Below are 17,427 nucleotides of genomic sequence, written 5' to 3'. Positions count from 1 at the left end.
CCGCCGCCCACGCACATCCATGCGGGCCTTAGCGTTAGGCCCGCCAACCGTCTCGCCCATGCCGGCAGACCGAGGGAGTAAGAGCTTGATGGAACTCTTGATCAATCAGGTGGGTTACGATTGTGACGGCCACAAGATTGCCCTGTTGCAGACCGCCGCCGATGCCGACCTCAGCGGTCGGGTGCGGCTGCTGCGCGAGGATGACGGCCAGATCCTGTTCGAGGCCCAGCTGCAGGCCGCCGGCCGGGTGCCGGGCTGGCAGGGCCGCGCCTTCTGGCGGGCCGACTTCAGCGCCTTCACCCGCGCGGGCCACTACCGGCTGGAGGCCGTCACGACCGAGCGGGGCGACGCCACCGCCAGCCCGCGCCTGACCCGCTCCCCCCGCTTCGCCATCGGCCCCCAGCTGCTGAGCCGCAGCTGCCTCTCCGACGTGATCCACTACTTCAAGGGCCAGCGCGCCAGCGGCGCCTTCGAGCGGGCCGATCGCGCAGCCCGGCTGTTTGGCAGCGAGCAGCGACGGGATGTGCACGGCGGCTGGTTCGATGCCAGCGGCGACATGAGCAAGTACCTGAGCCACCTCTCCTACGCCAACTACCTCAACCCCCAGCAGACCCCCATGGTGGTGTGGTCCCTGCTCAAGTGCCGGGAGCTGCTCTCTACCCGCACCGACATCGACAGCCTGAACCTGTGCAAGCGGCTCAACGACGAGGCGCTGCACGGCGCCGACTTCCTCTGCCGGATGCAGGATGAGAGCGGCTTCTTCTACATGACCCTGTTCGATCAGTGGAGCAAGGATCCCGAGCAGCGCGAGCTGTGCGCCTATGCCACCCAACAGGGACGCAAGTCCAGCGACTGGCAGGCCGGTTTCCGGCAAGGGGGTGGCATAGCCATCGCCGCGCTGGCCCGCGCCGCCCGTGAATCCATGGCCGGCGACTTCGATGCCAGCCGCTATGCCGAGACGGCCAGGCGCGGCTACCTGCACCTGCGCGAGCACAACCTCGCCTATCTGGACGACGGCCGCGAGAACATCATCGACGACTACTGCGCCCTGCTCGCCGCCGTCGAGCTGACCAAGACGCTGGGAGCGGAGTGGCTAGCCGAGGTGAGAGACAGGGCCGGCCGGCTCTGCGCCCGCCAGCGCCCCCACCCCGAGCTCGGCCACTACTGGAGTGCCAACGACGACGGCTCACGCCCCTACTACCACGCCGCCGAGGCCGGGTTGCCGGTGCTGGCGCTGCTGGAGTACCTGGCCGTCGAGCCGGATCCGGAGCGCCAGGCCAGGGTGTGTGCCGTGGTGCAGCAGGCCCTCGCCGCCGAGCTGGCCCTCGCCGCCCAGGCCGGCAACCCCTTCGCCCTCGCCCGCCAATACGTGAAAGGGGTGGACGAGACGCCCAGGGTGAGTTTCTTCATACCCCATCACAACGAGTCGGGTTACTGGTGGCAGGGGGAGAACGCCCGGCTGGCGTCCCTCGCCGCCATGGCCTTCGCCGCCGCCCGGTCCTTGCCCTCGCCGCTGCAGCATCAGCCCTTGATCTCGTTCGGCCAGCGCCAGCTCGACTGGATCCTGGGGCAGAACCCCTTCAACGCCTGCATGCTGGCGGGGCATGGCATCAACAACCCGAGCTACACCGCCGGCTACCCCAATGCCCTCGGCGGGATCTGCAACGGCATCACCGCCGGCTTCGAGGATGAGGCGGATATCGCCTTCATCCCGGAGCAGTATAAGGATCGGCTGGATCAGAACTGGCGCTGGGGCGAGCAGTGGATCCCCCACGCAGCCTGGTTTGCGCTGGCCATCTGCTGGCAGAGCGCCCCCGGAGGCTCCCATGATTGAGACGTACAAGGATCGGCTCGATCATAACTGGCACTGGGGAGAGCAGTGGATCCTCCATGCAGTCCGCCTGGTTTGCCCTGGCCATCTGCTGGCAGAGCACCCTGGGAGGCAAGCATGATTGAGTTCTGGGTCGGCGTGGACGGCGGCGGCACCCACAGCCGGGCCCGCATCCGCGATCGGGCCGGGAAACTGCTGGGGGAAGGTCGGGCAGCGGGATCCAATCTGGAGCTCGGCATCGCGCTGGCCCACGGCAACGTGCTGGCCGCCATCGAGCTGGCCCGCATCGCGGCTGGCTTGCCCAGGGAGTGCGAGCAGCAGATGGGGGTCGGGCTGGCGCTCGCCTCCGCCGAACTGGCCGATTGCTACCAGGCCATGCTGGCCATGCCCTTCCCCTTCGCGAGCGTGAAGCTCACCTCGGATGCCTTCGGTGCCTGTCTCGGCGCCTTTGGCGGCCGGGAGGGGGCCATCCTCATCGCCGGCACCGGCTCGGCCGGGCTCATCTACCGGGACGGCCAGCTACGTGCCTGCTCCGGCCGCGGCTTCCCCATCTCGGATCTCGGCAGCGGCGCCTGGCTGGGGCTGCGCGCCATCCAGCAGGCGCTGCTCTGCCACGACGGCATCCTGCCCCCCAGCACGCTGGCTATTCGCTTGCTCGATCACTTCAAGCGGGATCAGGCCGAGGTGGTGCGCTGGGCCAGCCGGGCCATTCCCGCCGACTACGGCCGCTTCGCCCCCTGGGTGTTTGACGCCGCCGGGGACGGGGATGCGCTCGCCTGCCAGCTGCTGGACGAGACCTGTGCCCAGCTGCAGACCCTGCTGGCGGGGATGCGGCGGCTGGGAGCCGACCAGATTGCCCTGCTGGGCGGGGTCGGCATGCGCCTCGCCCCTCGCCTGACCCACCTCAATCTTGCCCACCCTAAGGCCGATGCGCTGGAGGGAGCGATATTATTTGCTCAATCAGAGGAATACCCATGTCTGCACCCCTGATCCATACCCAAGTCGACCGGCGTGACGGTGATGATGTCTGGTTCCGTTTCAGCCTGAGCCAACTGCCAGCCACTCCCTGGAAGCTGCACTTCTGCCTGGCCCGCCACATAGACCCGAGCTCGCTGGAAGGAGGTGAACTCCTGCGCCAGAGCGGCAGCTACAAGGTGCTGAGCCCCCAGGCTGGCGCCAGCGAGCTGCGTTTCTGCTGTCGCAACACCCCCATCAAGCGCGTCTCCGACCTGCCGCAGGGCTTCTTCCTGAGCCTGACTGAGACCGGCAGCACGGGCCCCCGTCTGCTGCCGGTGACCCTGGCCGGCCAGGAGCTCGGCCTGCCGCCCCTGGCCCATCAGGCCCCCGAGCTGCCCGAGCTGGAGCCGGCCAACGGCATAGTGCCCCAACCGGCCCATCTGCTGTTGCCGGAAGGCAACTTCCGGCTGGCGGAGCGGGCCCATGTCCGCGGCCCGGGCTCGCTGGCCGGCCTGCTTGCCCACTTCAACGAGCTGACGGGGCTGGCGCTCAGCCAGGATCACGACGCCGAGATCCACTTGGTCGAGGCTCCCCTCGCCCCCGAGGCCTATCGCCTCTCCATCACGCCGCTGGAGATCCGCATCCAGGCGGCAGGCGAGGCGGGCTGGCGCCACGGGCTGGTGAGTCTGGCCCAGTGGGCGCTGCAACACGGGGAGAGCCTGCCCTGCCTCGAGCTGACGGATTCGCCGCGGTTCGGCTTTCGCGGCATCTTCCTGGACTGCGCCCGCCACTTCCAGCCCATCGCCACCATCAAGCGCCTGCTCAAGCAGATGAGCCTCTACAAGTTCAACCGCTTCCACTGGCACCTGACCGATGACGAGGGCTGGCGCCTGGAGATCAAGACCTTCCCGCAGCTGACCGAGGTGGCCGCCTGGCGCGGTCATGGTCTGGCGGTCGGGCCCCAGCTCAGCGGCGGCGCCGATCCTTACGGCGGCTACTACACCCAGAGCGAGGTGCACGAACTGGTGGCCTACGCCGCCGGGCTCGGCATCACCGTCATCCCGGAGATCGACATCCCGGGTCACTGCCATGCGGCCATCAAGGCGCTGCCGGCGCTGCTGCTGGAAGAGGCGGATCACTCCCGCTACCTGTCGGTGCAGCATTTCGATGACAACGTGCTCAACCCGGCCCTGCCCGGCACCTACCAGTTCCTGGAGCAGGTGATCGACGAGGTGTGCCAGCTGTTCCCCGGTGAGCAGGTGCACATGGGCGGCGACGAGGTGCCCGTCGGCGTCTGGACCGACAGCCCCGCCTGCCGGCAGCTGATGCAGCAGGAAGGCTATCAGGATTGCCGCGAGCTGCAGGGCCATCTGCTGCGCCACTGCCAGCGCTACCTGGCCGCCAAGGGCAAGCAGATGCTGGGCTGGGAGGAGATACTGCACGGCGACAAGGTGAGCCGGGATGCCACCATCTTCGCCTGGACCCACTTCCAGGCCGGGCTGGATGCCGCCAGCCAGGGCTACCCCGTGGTGATGGCGCCGGCCCAGCAGCTCTATCTGGATCAGGCCTATAACCAGGATCCGCAAGAGCCAGGCCTCTACTGGGCCGGGCCCCTCAGCCTGGAGCAGGTCTACGCCTGCGATCCGGCGCCCGCCGATTTCCATGCCAACGATAACATCCTGGGGGTGCTCAGCCCCTTATGGTCGGAACTGGTGACCTCTCGTGACCGTCTCGACTATATGTTGTTCCCGCGTATGCTGGCCACGGCCGAGGTGGCCTGGAGTGCGCCCGCTCGCAAGGATTGGGCGCACTTCGCCGCCCGTCTGCCGGGCCAGTTGCAGATCCTCGATCAGTTGCAAGTGTGTTACCGGGCACCACAGAGGTAGCGTTATCTTTCTCTTTTTGGCGACCTTTTGGTCGCCATTTTTTTACCACCAAACAACAAAAATCCAACCTAGCCCCTACTTTTAATCCGCCTTTATTGGCAAAATAAGGCCCCGATGAAGCTGCTCAAACCGCGCCAAGTGCGGCCCCGGCCCTCCATCCGCTGCCACCACAATAACAACCTATAAGAACATCGGAGCTTATCCCTATGACCCGCAGAGATGTCCAGACCCTGGACCGCGAAGTGGAGTTCCCTGCCGACGTACAGCTGGTCTCGACCACCGACCTGCGGGGCGTCATCACCTACGCCAACCCCGCCTTCTGCCAGATCGCCGGCTACCATACCGATGAACTGGTCGGCCAGAATCACAACCTGGTGCGCCACCCCGACATGCCCAAGGCCGCCTTCGCCGATCTCTGGGATCGCCTCAAGGAGGGCAACCCCTGGCGCGGCATAGTGAAGAACCGCTGCAAGGATGGCCGCTACTACTGGGTCGATGCCTATGTGACCCCCATCTACGAGCAGGGCAAGATCAGCGGCTATCAGTCGGTGCGCTGCAAGCCCGAGCCCAGGCTCAAACAGGTGGCGAGCCAGGCTTATCAGGCCCTGCTCGGGGTCGAACGGGGCGGCAAAAGCCGACTGCCCTCCCTGCGCCGCGCCAAGCCGGTGCTGCTCGGCCTGCTGATGCTGGGGCTGTTCGGCTGGGCGCTGCTGGCCCACGGCGCCATGACGGTGCTGCTGATGCTGCTGCCCCTGCTGCTGGTCACCGGCGCCTGCTGGCGCGAGCTCATCTCCCTGCCCCGCTACCTCAAGCGGCTCGGCCAGGAATATGACAGCCTGACCCGGCTGGTCTACTCGGGGGATGCGCCTGGCGCCATCGCCGACTTTCATCTCAAGATGCTGCAGGCCCGCATTCGCACCGTGCTGGGCCGGGTCAACGACGCCACCCATCCCCTGCAGAGCCTGGCGACCGATCTGAAGGACTCCTCCCATCAGGCCTTCCTCGACATCAACGAACAGGATGCCCAGACCCAGCAGATGGCCGCCGCCATGACCCAGATGGCCAGCACGGCCCACGAGATAGCGCGCAACATCCAGGACACCAACGGCCAGGTGACGGAGGCGCGCAGCAGCTGCCAGCACACGGTGCAGCAGCTGGATAAGACCGAGCAGCAGATGGAGCAGCTGGCCAGACAGGCGGAGCAGGCCTTCCACTCCGCGGTGGAGCTGGCCAGCGAGTCGGAGCGGATCGGCAGCCTGATGGGCGAGATCCAGGGCATAGCGGCGCAGACCAACCTGCTGGCGCTCAATGCCGCCATCGAGGCGGCCCGGGCCGGGGAGCAGGGCCGTGGCTTCGCGGTGGTGGCGGACGAGGTGCGCACCCTGTCGACCCGCACCCACAAGGCGACCGAGCAGATCCAGGGCAGCATCCATCAGATCCAGCAGACCCTGGGACGCTGGCAGGGGATGATGCAGGAGAACCTGGCCCAGACCCGCGAGTGCGCCCAGATGACGCGCCAGGGCTCCGGCAACCTGCACCTGGTGCTGGAGGAGATAGAGCAGGTCACCGAGTTCTCCACCCAGATCGCCGCCGCCGCCGAGCAGCAGCAGGCGGTGGTGGAGGAGATCAGCCGCAACATTCACCAGATCTCCCAGTACTCCCGCGCCAACAGCCAGAAGATGCAGGCGGTGGACGACTCCAGCCAGGAGCTGCTCAAGCGCACCCACGAGCTCAGGGGACTGAGCCAGACCTTTGGCTGACGGAATGCTGCAGCAAGAGGCTGAGCCTTGCCGCCGAGACCACAGAAGCGCCACAATGGCGCTTCTGTCTTAAGGAGACGGCTTGATGATGATGGACCCCTCCCCGGCCACCCTGAGCAAGGCGGCGCGCATCGAGGCGATCCTGGCCCTGATCCCCGCCGGTCGCGTGGTGAGCTATGGTCAGGTCGCCGATCTGGCGGGCCTGCCCGGGCGGGCACGCTTGGTGGGTAAAGTGCTACGAGAGACCGACAAGACGCTGCCCTGGCATCGCGTGCTGGGCGCCGGCGGAAAGATCTCCTTGCCCAAGGGCTCGGCAGGTTTCGATGAACAGACGGGAAGATTGCAGGAAGAGGGGGTGCCGGTGGTCGGAGGGCGGGTCAGGATGCGGGAGTGGCAGTGGCAGCCCGACCTGGCCGAGCTGCTGTTTCTGATCCCGTTCTAGTCATTGGTGAGAAGCGGACCCAGGATCTCGTCGCTGCGCACCTGCACCGGGATGGTTTCATCTTCCCGCTGCAGCAGTACCAGCAGACTCTGCTTGTCCACTTCCAGCACGTAGGCCGTTCCTTCTCTGGTCAGACAGGTCATGCCCGGCCGGATCTCGTTAATCTCCATCACAACCTCCGTGTCTTGCACTGCCATCCATGCAGCCTCTTCAGTATACCGTCATCTCCCAATAAAAAGGCCCCTGTACGGGGCCTCTTTCATCATTGTGTGAACAACGACCGATCAGGATTTCTTCGCCTTGGCCAGGCTCTCCTGCCATTTTCCGTTGTCGTAGTGCGCCGTCCAGCCCGTCGCCTTGCCGTTGACCTCGGTCATCACGTACTGCTCCTTGGTCTTGCGACTGAAGCGCACCACGGATGCGTTACCGTCAGGATCTGACGCCGGTGCATCGGCCAGGTACTGATGCTTGGGCGAGAGCCGGTCCCGGAAACGCTTGAGCTCTTCAACCAGAGGCGCACGAGTCTCACGTGATTTCGGGAAGTTGCTGGCGGCGAGGAACAGACCGGCCGCACCGTCACGCAGCACGAAGTGGGCATCGGACTGGGTGCACTTGAGCTCGGGCAACGGCACCGGATCTTCCTTCGGCGGCGCGATGTCGCCATTTTTCAGGATCTTGCGGGTATTCTTGCAGGTCTCGTTGGTGCAACCCATGTACTTGCCGAAGCGGCCGTTCTTGAGCTGCATCTCGGATCCACAACGGTCGCAATCGATGCTCGGCCCTTCATAGCCCTTGAGCTTGAACTGGCCCTGCTCGATCTCGTAGCCGTCGCAGTCCGGGTTGCGACCACAGACGTGCAGCTTGCGGCTGTCGTCGATGATGTAGGCATCCATGGCGGTGCCACAGACGGTGCAGCGGTGCTTGGCACGCAGCGCCTCGGTCTCGGCCTCGTCACCGTCGGTGGCGGAGACGAACTCGTCGGCACTGACCAGGTTGATGGTCTTCTTGCAACGCTCCTTCGGCGGCAGGGCATAGCCTGAGCAGCCGAGGAAGACGCCGGTGGTGGCGGTGCGAATGCCCATCTTGCGGCCGCAATCCGGGCAGTCGATGTCGGTCAGCACCATCTGGTTGGCGCGCATGCCGCCCTCTTCCGCCGGCTTGTCGGCCTGCGCCAGCTCCTGGGTAAACTCGGCGTAGAAGGCGTCGAGCACCTTCTTCCACTCCAGGCTGCCTTCGGCGATGCCATCGAGCTTGTCTTCCATCTTGGCGGTGAACTCGTAGTTCATCAGCTCGACGAAGTTCTCCACCAGGCGATCGGTGACGATCTCACCCATCTTCTCGGCGAAGAAGCGGCGGCTCTCGACCCGTACATAACCACGATCGACGATGGTGGAGATGATGGAGGCGTAGGTGGAAGGACGGCCGATGCCGCGCTTCTCCAGCTCGCGCACCAGCGCCGCTTCGGTGAAGCGGGCGGGCGGCTTGGTGAAGTGCTGACGGGGATCCAGCTTGACCAGCTTCAGGATCTCGCCCACGGTCACCGCCGGCAGCTGGTTGTCTTCGCCCTTGCGACCCATGGGGGGCAAGGCCTTGGTCCAACCGGCGAAGCGCAGGATACGGCCACGGGCCTTGAGCTCGAACTCACCGGCCTTGACGGTCAGGGTGGAGGAGTCGTACTGAGCCGGGGTCATCTGACAGGCGACGAACTGACGCCAGATGAGGTCATAGAGCCGCATCGCATCCGGCTCCATCCCTTCCAGCATCTCGGCGGTGACCAGCACGCTGGAGGGACGGATCGCCTCGTGCGCCTCCTGGGCACCGGCCTTGGAGCCGTAGAGATTCGGCTCTGCGGGCAGATAGGCCGCGCCATACTGCTCGCCGATGTACTCGCGCAGCGCCTCGACCGCCTCTTTGCTGAGGTTGGTGGAGTCGGTACGCATATAGGTGATGTAACCCGCCTCATACAGGCGCTGGGCCATCATCATGGTCTTCTTCACCCCGAAGCTCAGACGGGTAGAGGCCGCCTGCTGCAGGGTGGAGGTGATGAAGGGGGCGGACGGCTTGGAGCCGGTCGGCTTGTCTTCCCGGTTCACCACCTTGTAGTCGACCCCTTCCAGGGCGGCGACGGCGGCGAAGGTCTCGGCCTGGGTGACCGGCTTGAAGTCGACGCCGTTGCGGCTGACCACTTCCATGCGCAGGGCGGACTGCTCGGCGGTCAGCAGATCGGCGTTGAGATCCCAGAACTCCACCGGCACGAACGCCTTGATCTCGCGCTCCTTGTCGACGATGAGCCGCACCGCGACGGACTGCACCCGACCGGCGGACAGCCCGCGAGCCAGCTTCTTCCACAGCAGCGGGGAGACCATGTAGCCCACCACCCGATCGAGGAAACGACGGGCCTGCTGGGCGTTGACGCGATGGATGTTCAGCTCGGACGGCTGGGCAAACGCCTCCTGGATCGCGGTCTTGGTGATCTCGTTGAACACCACCCGCTTGTAGCGGCTGTCGTCACCGCCGATGATCTCGCGCAGATGCCAGGCGATCGCCTCTCCCTCTCTGTCCAAGTCGGTTGCGAGATAGATGGTGTCGGCCTTGGCGGCCAGACTCTGCAACTCGTTAACCACTTTTTCCTTGCCGGGCAAAATCTGGTAGTTGGCCTGCCAGCCTGCGGTCGGATTGATCCCCATCCTGGAGAACAGGGCATTGCGATCCTTGGCAGCCTTCTCTGATTCGCTCAGCTTGATGCCGCGAATGACAGGTTTTTTGGGCTCATTGCTGGCGCTGCCGCTGGTCGGCAGATCGCGCACATGACCGACGCTGGATTTCACCACGTAGTCCTTGCCCAAATATTTGTTGATGGTCTTGGCCTTGGCCGGAGACTCCACTATGACCAGTGATTTGCCCATGCTGTAACTATTATCCTCATTGCACCCGTCGGGGTTGGTGTGCGGTTTTGTGGGGCTGTATAAGAGATTTGACGCGAAAAAGCAATCTTGGAGACAAATTTGCTTGACCAGCCCACACCGCCTTGTCTCTTTATTTATTAATGCGAAGCCTGCGCGCGGGAAGCAACCGCTTTTTTGTTTTTATGCTATATCTCCCCCCTTTTTATATTTGAAACGACATATCCAACCGCTCCTGAAACATAAAAAACCACCTTGGTTATCAGCTTGTTACAAAAGACAAAATCTCTTTATAATGGCCATACGCCGCAGCTTTGTGCGCGGAAGGAACCGCTCCCCATATAAAAATCGAAAGGATGTAGTCATGAAGCACTTCGAGGTCAACTTCGACGGTCTGGTCGGCCCCACCCACAACTACGCCGGCTTGTCCTATGGCAACGTGGCTTCCCAGAGCAACGCCAAGGAGGCTTCCAACCCGAAGGAGGCGGCCAAGCAGGGGCTGCGCAAGATGAAGGCGCTGACCGAGCTCGGCATGACCCAGGGGGTGCTGGCGCCCCAGGAGCGACCCGATCTCGCCACCCTGCGCCGCCTCGGCTTCAGCGGCTCGGATGCCAGCGTGCTGGCCCAGGCTGCGAAACAGGCCCCCGCCGTGCTGGCCGCCTGCTATTCAGCCTCCAGCATGTGGACCGCCAACGCCGCCACCGTCTCGCCGAGCGCCGACACCCAGGATGGCCGCATTCACTTCACCCCCGCCAACCTGACCAACAAGTTCCACCGCTCCCTCGAGCCGGAGGTGACCGGTCGCATCCTGCGCGCCGTATTCAACAACGATCGCCACTTCAGCCACCACCAGCATCTGCCGGAAAACGATCACTTCGGTGACGAGGGCGCCGCCAACCACACCCGGCTGTGCCGCGCCTACGGCGAGGCCGGGATCGAACTGTTCGTCTATGGCCGCAGCGCCTTCGACGTCTCCCAGCCCGCCCCCAAGCGCTACCCGGCCCGCCAGACCCTGGAGGCCAGCCAGGCCATCGCCCGCCTGCACGGCCTGGGGGAAGAGAGCGCGGTGTTCATTCAGCAGAACCCGGAGGTGATCGATCAGGGGGTGTTCCACAACGACGTGATCGCGGTGGGCAACCAGAATGTGCTGTTCTTCCACCAGCAAGCGTTTCTCAATACCGCCGGGGCCCTGGCCGAGGTGCGCGCCAAGTTCGGTGACGGCGAGCTGCACTTCATCGAGGTGCCGACCGCCGAGGTGTCGGTGCAGGATGCGGTGAAGTCCTACCTGTTCAACACCCAGATCCTGACCCTGCCGTCCGGCAAGATGGCGATCATCGCCCCCACCGAGTGCCAGGGCAACCCAGCCGTATCCGCCTATCTGAACAAGCTGCTCACGCTCGGCACGCCGATCACGGGCGTGCACTTCATGGACGTGAAGCAGAGTATGCGCAACGGCGGTGGCCCCGCCTGCCTGCGGCTGCGGGTCGCCATGAACGATGCGGAGCTGGCCGCGGTCAACCCGGCCTGCCTCATCAACGACGGCCAGTTTGCCCGCCTGGATCAGTGGGTGGATCGCCACTACCGCGACAGCCTGGCGCTCGATGACCTGCGCGACCCATCCCTGGTGCTGGAGACCCGCACCGCGCTGGACGAGCTGACCCAGATCCTCAAGCTCGGCTCCGTCTATCCCTTCCAGCGCTGAGCGCTAAGCACTGGATAGAAAAAGCCGGGCAAATGCCCGGCTTTTTTGTTTCAATCCATTGAGCGACGCCTTAGAACCTGTTCACGATCTGTCGCGAGAGGTCGTCAGTAAGGTGAAGAGCCGCGCAGGAACCGGAGCGTATAGATATACGTGAGAACTCTTGGTTACAAACAAGCGAGCAGCACATGAGCCTTGATCACGGCCTCGCAGTAAGAGCGTAAACAGGTTCTTAGCGCCAGGGGCTCTGCTGCCACAGCCGGCCCAGACCCGCCTCCAGCGCCTGGGCGCCCTGCTGGCCCAGCCTCTGGGTCAGGCTCCTGGGCTTGCGGTAGCTGATGCCCACCACCTTGTGGTGGCTGGACTGTGCCAACAGGTAGTCATCGCTGGTGCAGAGGGTGTCCACCAGCCCCAGGCCTTTGGCTTGGCTCGCCAGCCAGTGTTCACCCGTGGTGACCCGGTCGATGTCGAGGTTCGGCCTGTGCTCGGCCACGAACGCCTTGAAGCGATCGTGGATGGCACCCAGCTCCTCACGGAACTTCTCCCGCCCCAGATCGTCGTTCTCGCCGAACATGGTAATGGTGCGCTTGTACTGGCCTGCGGTGTGCATCTCGAATTCGATATCGTGCTTCTTGAGCAGCTTGTTGAAGTTTGGCAACTGGGCTATCACCCCGATGGAGCCGACGATGGCGAAGGGGGCTGCCAGGATCTGATCCGCCACGCAGGCCATCATGTAGCCGCCGCTGGCCGCCACCTTGTCGATGGCCACGGTGAGCTTAATGTCTCTGTCGCGCAGGCGCTGCAGCTGGGAGGCCGCGAGGCCATAGCCGTGCACCACGCCGCCGCCGGATTCCAGGCGCAGCAGCACCTCATCGCCGGGCTGGGCGACCCCGATCACCGCGCTCACCTCTTCCCGCAGGGAGGCAACTTCCTTCGCATCCATGCTGCCGTGAAAGTCGATGACGAACAGGTGGCTGCGCTCATCGGTCGCCTTGGCACGCTGCTTGTGCAGCTCCTTGTGCTGCTTCTCCAGCTGCTTGCGCTGCGCCTTGCCGGCCAGGGCCAGCTGCAGCTTATGCTGCCCTTGCTCCAGCTCGCTGGAGAGATCGGTCACCACCAGCTCCCCCTTGCGCGCCTTGGGCTGACGGCTGCTGACCAGCATCAGTATGATGGCGCCTATGGCCAGCAGTAAGGTGAGGGTCTTGGCCAAAAACAGGCCGTATTCGGTCAAAAATGCCACTTGATGCTCCACGATGAGTCGGTTTTTTCACATAGTAAGGAGTTTGGTGAGATGGTGCAAAAACTCTGCCACTGACCCCCGCATAACGCCGGCGGCCCACCCTACCCCGCTGTTTTCTTCACATTTTTGCCGTCTCATACTGGTCAAGGGCAGTCCCGGATCAGTACACTTGCCCCTCATTGCCGCGCCCATCTGCCACGAACTGGTTATACAGGAGTCAACATGCTCGACTATCAGGCCCCCCGGGATCTGCTCAAGGACAAGGTCATTCTGGTGACGGGCGCCGGTGACGGCATAGGTCGCGAGGCGGCGCTCAACTACGCCGCCCACGGCGCCACCGTGATACTGCTCGGTCGCACCAGCAGCAAGCTCGAGGCGGTCTACGACCAGATCGAGGCCGCCGGCCACCCTCTGCCCGCCATAGTGCCGGTGGATCTGAAAGGCGCCACCGCCAGCCACTATCGCGGCATGGCCGAGACCTTCACCCAGCAGTTCGGCCGCCTCGACGGCGTGCTGTTCAACGCCGGCCTGCTCGGCACCCTGTCGCCGTTCGAACACATCCAGGAGCAGGAATGGGACGAGGTGATGCAGGTCAACGTCAAGTCCGAGTTCCTGCTGACCCAGGCGCTGCTGCCACTCATTCGCCAGACCGCCAAGGCGCACGGCGATGCCTCCATCGTCTACACCTCCTCCAGCGTCGGTCGCAAGGGGCGCGCCTACTGGGGCACCTATGCCATCTCCAAGTTCGCCATCGAGGGGATGATGGAGGTGCTGGCCGACGAGCTGGAAAACACCGCGGTGCGGGTCAACACCCTCAACCCGGGCGGCACCCGCACCAAGATGCGGGCCAGCGCCTTCCCGGCGGAAGATCCGCAGCTGCTGAAGACCCCGGCCGACCTGATGCCGCTCTACCTCTATCTGATGGGGGCCGACAGCCGTGGCAAGACCGGCCAGACCTTTGTTGCCCAACCGAAAGCGGCCCAACCCAAATAAGTCAACAAAATAACCAGATAGGGTTAAATTGAAGAGGGGGTGCCAGTAGCGCCCTGTTGAATCCCATCCGCCCCTGACAGGTTGAGCTATGTTTCGTCCCAAGAGCACGTTTGAGCAATGGAGGATCTTTCAGGCCGTGGTCGACTGTGGTGGTTACGCCCAGGCGGCCGAGGCGCTGAACAAGAGCCAGTCGTCCCTCAATCATGCGGTGGCCAAGCTGCAACAGAGTCTGGGGCTGGCCCTGCTGGAGGTGCGGGGACGCAAGGCGGTGCTGACGCCGGCGGGGGAGATCTTCCTCAAGCGGGCCCGCCAGCTCAGCCAGCAGGTGGAGGAGCTGGAGAACCTGGCCAACAACCTGGAGCGGCAGTGGGAGCCGCAGATCAACCTGTATGTCTCGGTGCTGCAGCCAAGGGAGCGGCTCTATCGGGCGCTGGCCCACTTCTATCCCCGCAGCCGGGGCTGCCGCATCAACCTGCACGAGCGGATCCACTGCCACTTCAATGCGCTGCAGGTGGGGGATCTGATGCTCTCCGAGCACCTGCCACACGATCGCACCGGCCTGCCGCTGGATGAGGTCTGCCTGCTGCCGCTGTGCGCGGCCGAGCATCCCCTCGCCAGCCTGACCGATCCCGTCAAGGCCGAGCATCTCGGCGCCCATAACCAGATAAGCCTGCACCCGCCCATCCATCGCTCGGTGGACTGGAACGATGCGGACGACACCGGCTGGAAGGCAACCCACTATCACGAGGTACTCGCCATGTTGCGGCTCGGCCTCGGCTACGCCTGGTTGCCGCGCCACCTGGTGCAGGAGGAGCTCACCAGTGGCAGCCTGGTGCAACTCAATCTGGAAGGGGGCAGCGAGCGCTACCTCTACACCTACCTGCTCACCCCCTCGACCGATGCGCTGGGGCCGGCGGCCGAGTTGCTGCTGCGCTGCCTGCGCAACGAATACCAGGCCGAGAGCGTCAAGTAAACCCGGCTGTCAGCCCCTGCGCACGCCTTTAGGCGGGGCACGGGGCCGACCGGACCCTCAGCCAGATTACTCCCTGTTTGCCCCCTGCTTACCCCTGCCTATCGGATCTCGGCGCCAGCCCTTCCAGCCTCACACCCTCACACCCTCACACCCTCACACCCTCACACATTGGGCACCCGCCAGCAGGCCGCCAGCGCCGCCAGCGCCAATCCGGTGGCCACCATGAAGACCCCGTGGAAACTCCAGATCTCGGCCACAGTCCCCGCGATCGCGCCCGCCATGATGGAGCCGGTGCGGATGCTGTTGGCAAACAGAGTGGTCGCCACCCCGGCCCGGCCCGGCATCAGATCCTGGAAGTAGGACATGCCGATCCCGGCGACTATGCCGATGAAGATGGCGTTGAGCAGTTGCAAGCCAATCAGCGCCGTCTGGCTCGACAGGGTCACCAGCCCCACGTAGAAGCCGAAGCCGGCCAGCACCGCCAGCAGCATCATGGGTCGCTTGCCGAAGCGACGGGTGTAGTAGCCCGCCAGCAGCATGAAGGGGATCTCGAGGGCCGCCGCCGTGCCCATCAGGATCCCGGCGAGCTTCTCCTCCAGCCCCAGCTCACGGGTGATGTAGAGCGGCATGTTGATGAGGTACATGCTGTTGCAGGTCCACATCAGGGTGGAGGCGATGAACAGCGCCCGCACCGAAGGGTCCCGCCAGCTGCTGACCCGCTCCGTCTCGCCATTGGACTTGGGCAGCGGCAGGGAGGGCAGCCAGCGCCAGACCACGAAGGCGCAGATGAGGTAGGCGAAGGCCGAGGCGAGGTACATCACCTCGAAGCCGTAGCCGATGGCGAGCGCGAAGGCGGCCGGCGGCCCTATCACCCAGGCCAGGGAGAACTGGGCCCGCAGCACAGAGCTGAACATGTCGGCGCGCTTGTTGCGGCTGTCGGCATATTCCCGCGCCAGGGCGAACAGCTGAGGGCTGGCGGTAGCGGTCAGGCTCGCCAGCACCACCCCCAGGCTCACCAGCAACCAGTACTGCCGGTTCCAGGCAAACAGCAGGGAGAGCACTATGCCAGCGAAGCAGCAGCGCAGGATCAGCTGTTTGCGATCCCCCTTGCTGTCGGAGCGGTGGCCGAGCCACTGGCTGATGAGGATGCCTATCACCGCATTGACGGTGTAGAACAGGCCCACCAGGAAGGGGCGCACCTGCACCTCCTCGGCCAGGAACAGGCTCAGGGTCGGCACCTGCAGCGCCACCGCCACCCCGGTCATGAAGGTCACGGCCAGGAAAGAGAGGGAAACGGGATCCGGCCTCTTGCGGGCTGCGGTCAATAAACTCATAGAGATACCATCGATAAGGGAGAGAAAAAGGAGCCAGGAACCGGCAGCTGTATAAAATGACGGCGCTCATTTTATGTCACTATCAAGAGCCACCTCAAGGCTTGCGAGGCCACGTCCAAGTCCGTACATTGGTAAACCCTCTGGCCAGCACAAGGATTTCACATGTTTGATTTTGATCGGGAGATAGATCGCCGCCATACCATGAGCCTGAAATGGGACAAGTACAAGACTCAGGACGTGCTGCCCATGTGGGTGGCCGACACCGATTTTCGCTCCCCCCCTGCGGTGATCGAGGCGCTCACCCAGAGGGTTGCCCACGGCATCTTCGGCTACTCCCGCCCCTCGCCCCGCCTGATCGAACTCATAGTGACCCGCATGCAGCAGCGCTATGACTGGGCCATCCAGCCGGAGTGGCTGGTCTTCCTGCCCGGCGTGGTGCCCGGCCTGAACCTGGCCTGCAAGGCCTGGAGCCAGCATGGCCGTGGCATCATCACCCCCAAGCCGGTCTATTACCCCTTCCTGCTGGCGCCGGGCTTCAACGATCGCCCCCTGCTCACAGTCCCCATGATCGAGGAGGCCGGGCGCTGGGTGCTGGATCTGATCGAACTCGAGCGCCAGGCCCCCTCCGCCGACCTGCTGCTGCTGTGCAACCCGCACAATCCGGGTGGCACAGTGTTCACCCGCGAGGAGCTGGAGGCCATCGACGCCATCGCCGAGCGCCACAACCTGGTTGTCTGCTCGGACGAGATCCACTGCGATCTGCTGCTGGATAAAGATGCCCGCCACATTCCCTATGGCGCCCTGAGCCCGGCCGCGGCCGAACGCTGCGCCGTGATGATGGCCCCAAGCAAGACCTTCAACATCGCCGGCCTGTGCTGCTCCTTCGCCGTGGTGCCCAACGCACGTCTGCGGCTCAAGCTGCAGCAGGCGATGCGCGGCATCAGCGCCGACGTCAACCTGCTGGGCTTCGTGGCGGCTGAGGCGGCCTACGAGGGCGGCGAGCAGTGGCTGGCGGAGCAGATCGATTATCTGTCCGCCAATCTGGCGTTGATCGAGCAGGCGGTCGCCCGCTGGCCCGGCGTCAAGCTGGCCAATAACCAGGCCACCTACCTCGCCTGGATCGATGTCAGCGCGCTCGGGCTGGACGATCCCGTCGCCTTCTTCGAGCAGGCTGGGGTGGGGCTCTCCCCCGGCGCCCAATTCGGCGATGGCCAGTTCGTGCGGCTCAACTTCGGCTGCACCAGGGCGCGTCTCGTCGAGGCGCTGGCGCGCATGGAGAAGGCCATCCTCCAGCCCCGCCGCTGATAACGCGGCACCGGAGGCGGCTGCCGGCCGGCCGCCTCCACTGATTGACGCGAATGGCGAAAGCCATTCTGGTTTGCATCTGGTATAGATAAGATGTGACCCAT

13 protein-coding genes are annotated in these 17,427 nt (G+C 64.6%); 9 read left to right on the top strand and 4 right to left on the bottom strand.

Annotated features, from left to right (window positions below):
- Positions 1-88: 88 nt before the first annotated feature.
- From EL255_RS06030 to EL255_RS06010, 5 genes are all read left to right on the top strand, one after another.
- The gene (locus EL255_RS06030) at positions 89-1,834 is read left to right on the top strand and encodes a glycoside hydrolase family 9 protein (RefSeq protein WP_042652621.1); all 1,746 of its coding nucleotides are present in this window, start codon (positions 89-91) and stop codon (positions 1,832-1,834) included.
- Between the two features lie 114 nt (positions 1,835-1,948).
- A complete protein-coding gene (locus tag EL255_RS06025; protein ID WP_042652622.1) occupies positions 1,949-2,821 on the top strand; it encodes a glucosamine kinase nucleotide-binding domain-containing protein in 873 nt (290 codons plus the stop codon).
- Positions 2,806-4,674: a beta-N-acetylhexosaminidase gene (locus EL255_RS06020; protein WP_042652623.1), complete on the top strand. Its 1,869-nt coding sequence runs from the start codon at positions 2,806-2,808 to the stop codon at positions 4,672-4,674. The genes EL255_RS06025 and EL255_RS06020 overlap by 16 nt, the downstream gene beginning before the upstream one ends.
- A gap of 206 nt (positions 4,675-4,880) precedes the next feature.
- Positions 4,881-6,434 (top strand): methyl-accepting chemotaxis protein, encoded by a 1,554-nt coding sequence (locus EL255_RS06015; protein WP_042652624.1) that lies wholly within the window; start codon positions 4,881-4,883, stop codon positions 6,432-6,434.
- Between the two features lie 85 nt (positions 6,435-6,519).
- A complete protein-coding gene (locus tag EL255_RS06010; protein WP_042652625.1) occupies positions 6,520-6,876 on the top strand; it encodes an MGMT family protein in 357 nt (118 codons plus the stop codon).
- On the opposite strand, the gene EL255_RS21310 is transcribed toward EL255_RS06010, so the two are convergent.
- Both EL255_RS21310 and topA read right to left on the bottom strand, forming a co-directional pair.
- Positions 6,873-7,046 (bottom strand): hypothetical protein, encoded by a 174-nt coding sequence (locus tag EL255_RS21310; RefSeq protein WP_170175994.1) that lies wholly within the window; start codon positions 7,044-7,046, stop codon positions 6,873-6,875. The two genes, EL255_RS06010 and EL255_RS21310, sit on opposite strands and share 4 nt — an antisense overlap.
- Before the next feature lie 114 nt (positions 7,047-7,160).
- The gene (topA, locus tag EL255_RS06005; protein WP_042652626.1) at positions 7,161-9,782 is read right to left on the bottom strand and encodes a type I DNA topoisomerase; all 2,622 of its coding nucleotides are present in this window, start codon (positions 9,780-9,782) and stop codon (positions 7,161-7,163) included.
- Between the two features lie 361 nt (positions 9,783-10,143).
- Here topA and astB point away from each other — a divergent pair, with 361 nt between their 5' ends.
- Complete coding sequence (astB, locus tag EL255_RS06000) at positions 10,144-11,481, top strand: N-succinylarginine dihydrolase (protein WP_042652627.1); 1,338 nt, start codon at positions 10,144-10,146, stop codon at positions 11,479-11,481.
- 229 nt (positions 11,482-11,710) lie between these two features.
- Here astB and sohB read toward each other — a convergent pair whose 3' ends face one another.
- A complete protein-coding gene (sohB, locus tag EL255_RS05995) occupies positions 11,711-12,718 on the bottom strand; it encodes a protease SohB (RefSeq protein WP_042652628.1) in 1,008 nt (335 codons plus the stop codon).
- 222 nt (positions 12,719-12,940) lie between these two features.
- Between sohB and EL255_RS05990 the strand changes: the two genes are divergently transcribed.
- Both EL255_RS05990 and EL255_RS05985 read left to right on the top strand, forming a co-directional pair.
- Entirely contained in the window at positions 12,941-13,711 is a 771-nt protein-coding gene (locus EL255_RS05990; protein ID WP_042652629.1) for a YciK family oxidoreductase, read from the top strand.
- 88 nt (positions 13,712-13,799) lie between these two features.
- Positions 13,800-14,684: a LysR family transcriptional regulator gene (locus tag EL255_RS05985; RefSeq protein WP_042652630.1), complete on the top strand. Its 885-nt coding sequence runs from the start codon at positions 13,800-13,802 to the stop codon at positions 14,682-14,684.
- 161 nt (positions 14,685-14,845) lie between these two features.
- Here EL255_RS05985 and EL255_RS05980 read toward each other — a convergent pair whose 3' ends face one another.
- The gene (locus EL255_RS05980; protein ID WP_042652631.1) at positions 14,846-16,018 is read right to left on the bottom strand and encodes an MFS transporter; all 1,173 of its coding nucleotides are present in this window, start codon (positions 16,016-16,018) and stop codon (positions 14,846-14,848) included.
- 162 nt (positions 16,019-16,180) lie between these two features.
- Between EL255_RS05980 and EL255_RS05975 the strand changes: the two genes are divergently transcribed.
- Positions 16,181-17,323 carry a MalY/PatB family protein gene (locus tag EL255_RS05975; RefSeq protein ID WP_042652632.1) on the top strand — a complete coding sequence of 381 codons (1,143 nt, stop codon included), beginning with the start codon at positions 16,181-16,183 and terminating at the stop codon, positions 17,321-17,323.
- Positions 17,324-17,427 lie beyond the last annotated feature (104 nt).

The organism is Aeromonas encheleia (genome assembly GCF_900637545.1).
GTDB classification, from domain to species: domain Bacteria; phylum Pseudomonadota; class Gammaproteobacteria; order Enterobacterales; family Aeromonadaceae; genus Aeromonas; species Aeromonas encheleia.
This window is presented reverse-complemented; position numbering and strand designations above follow the sequence as displayed.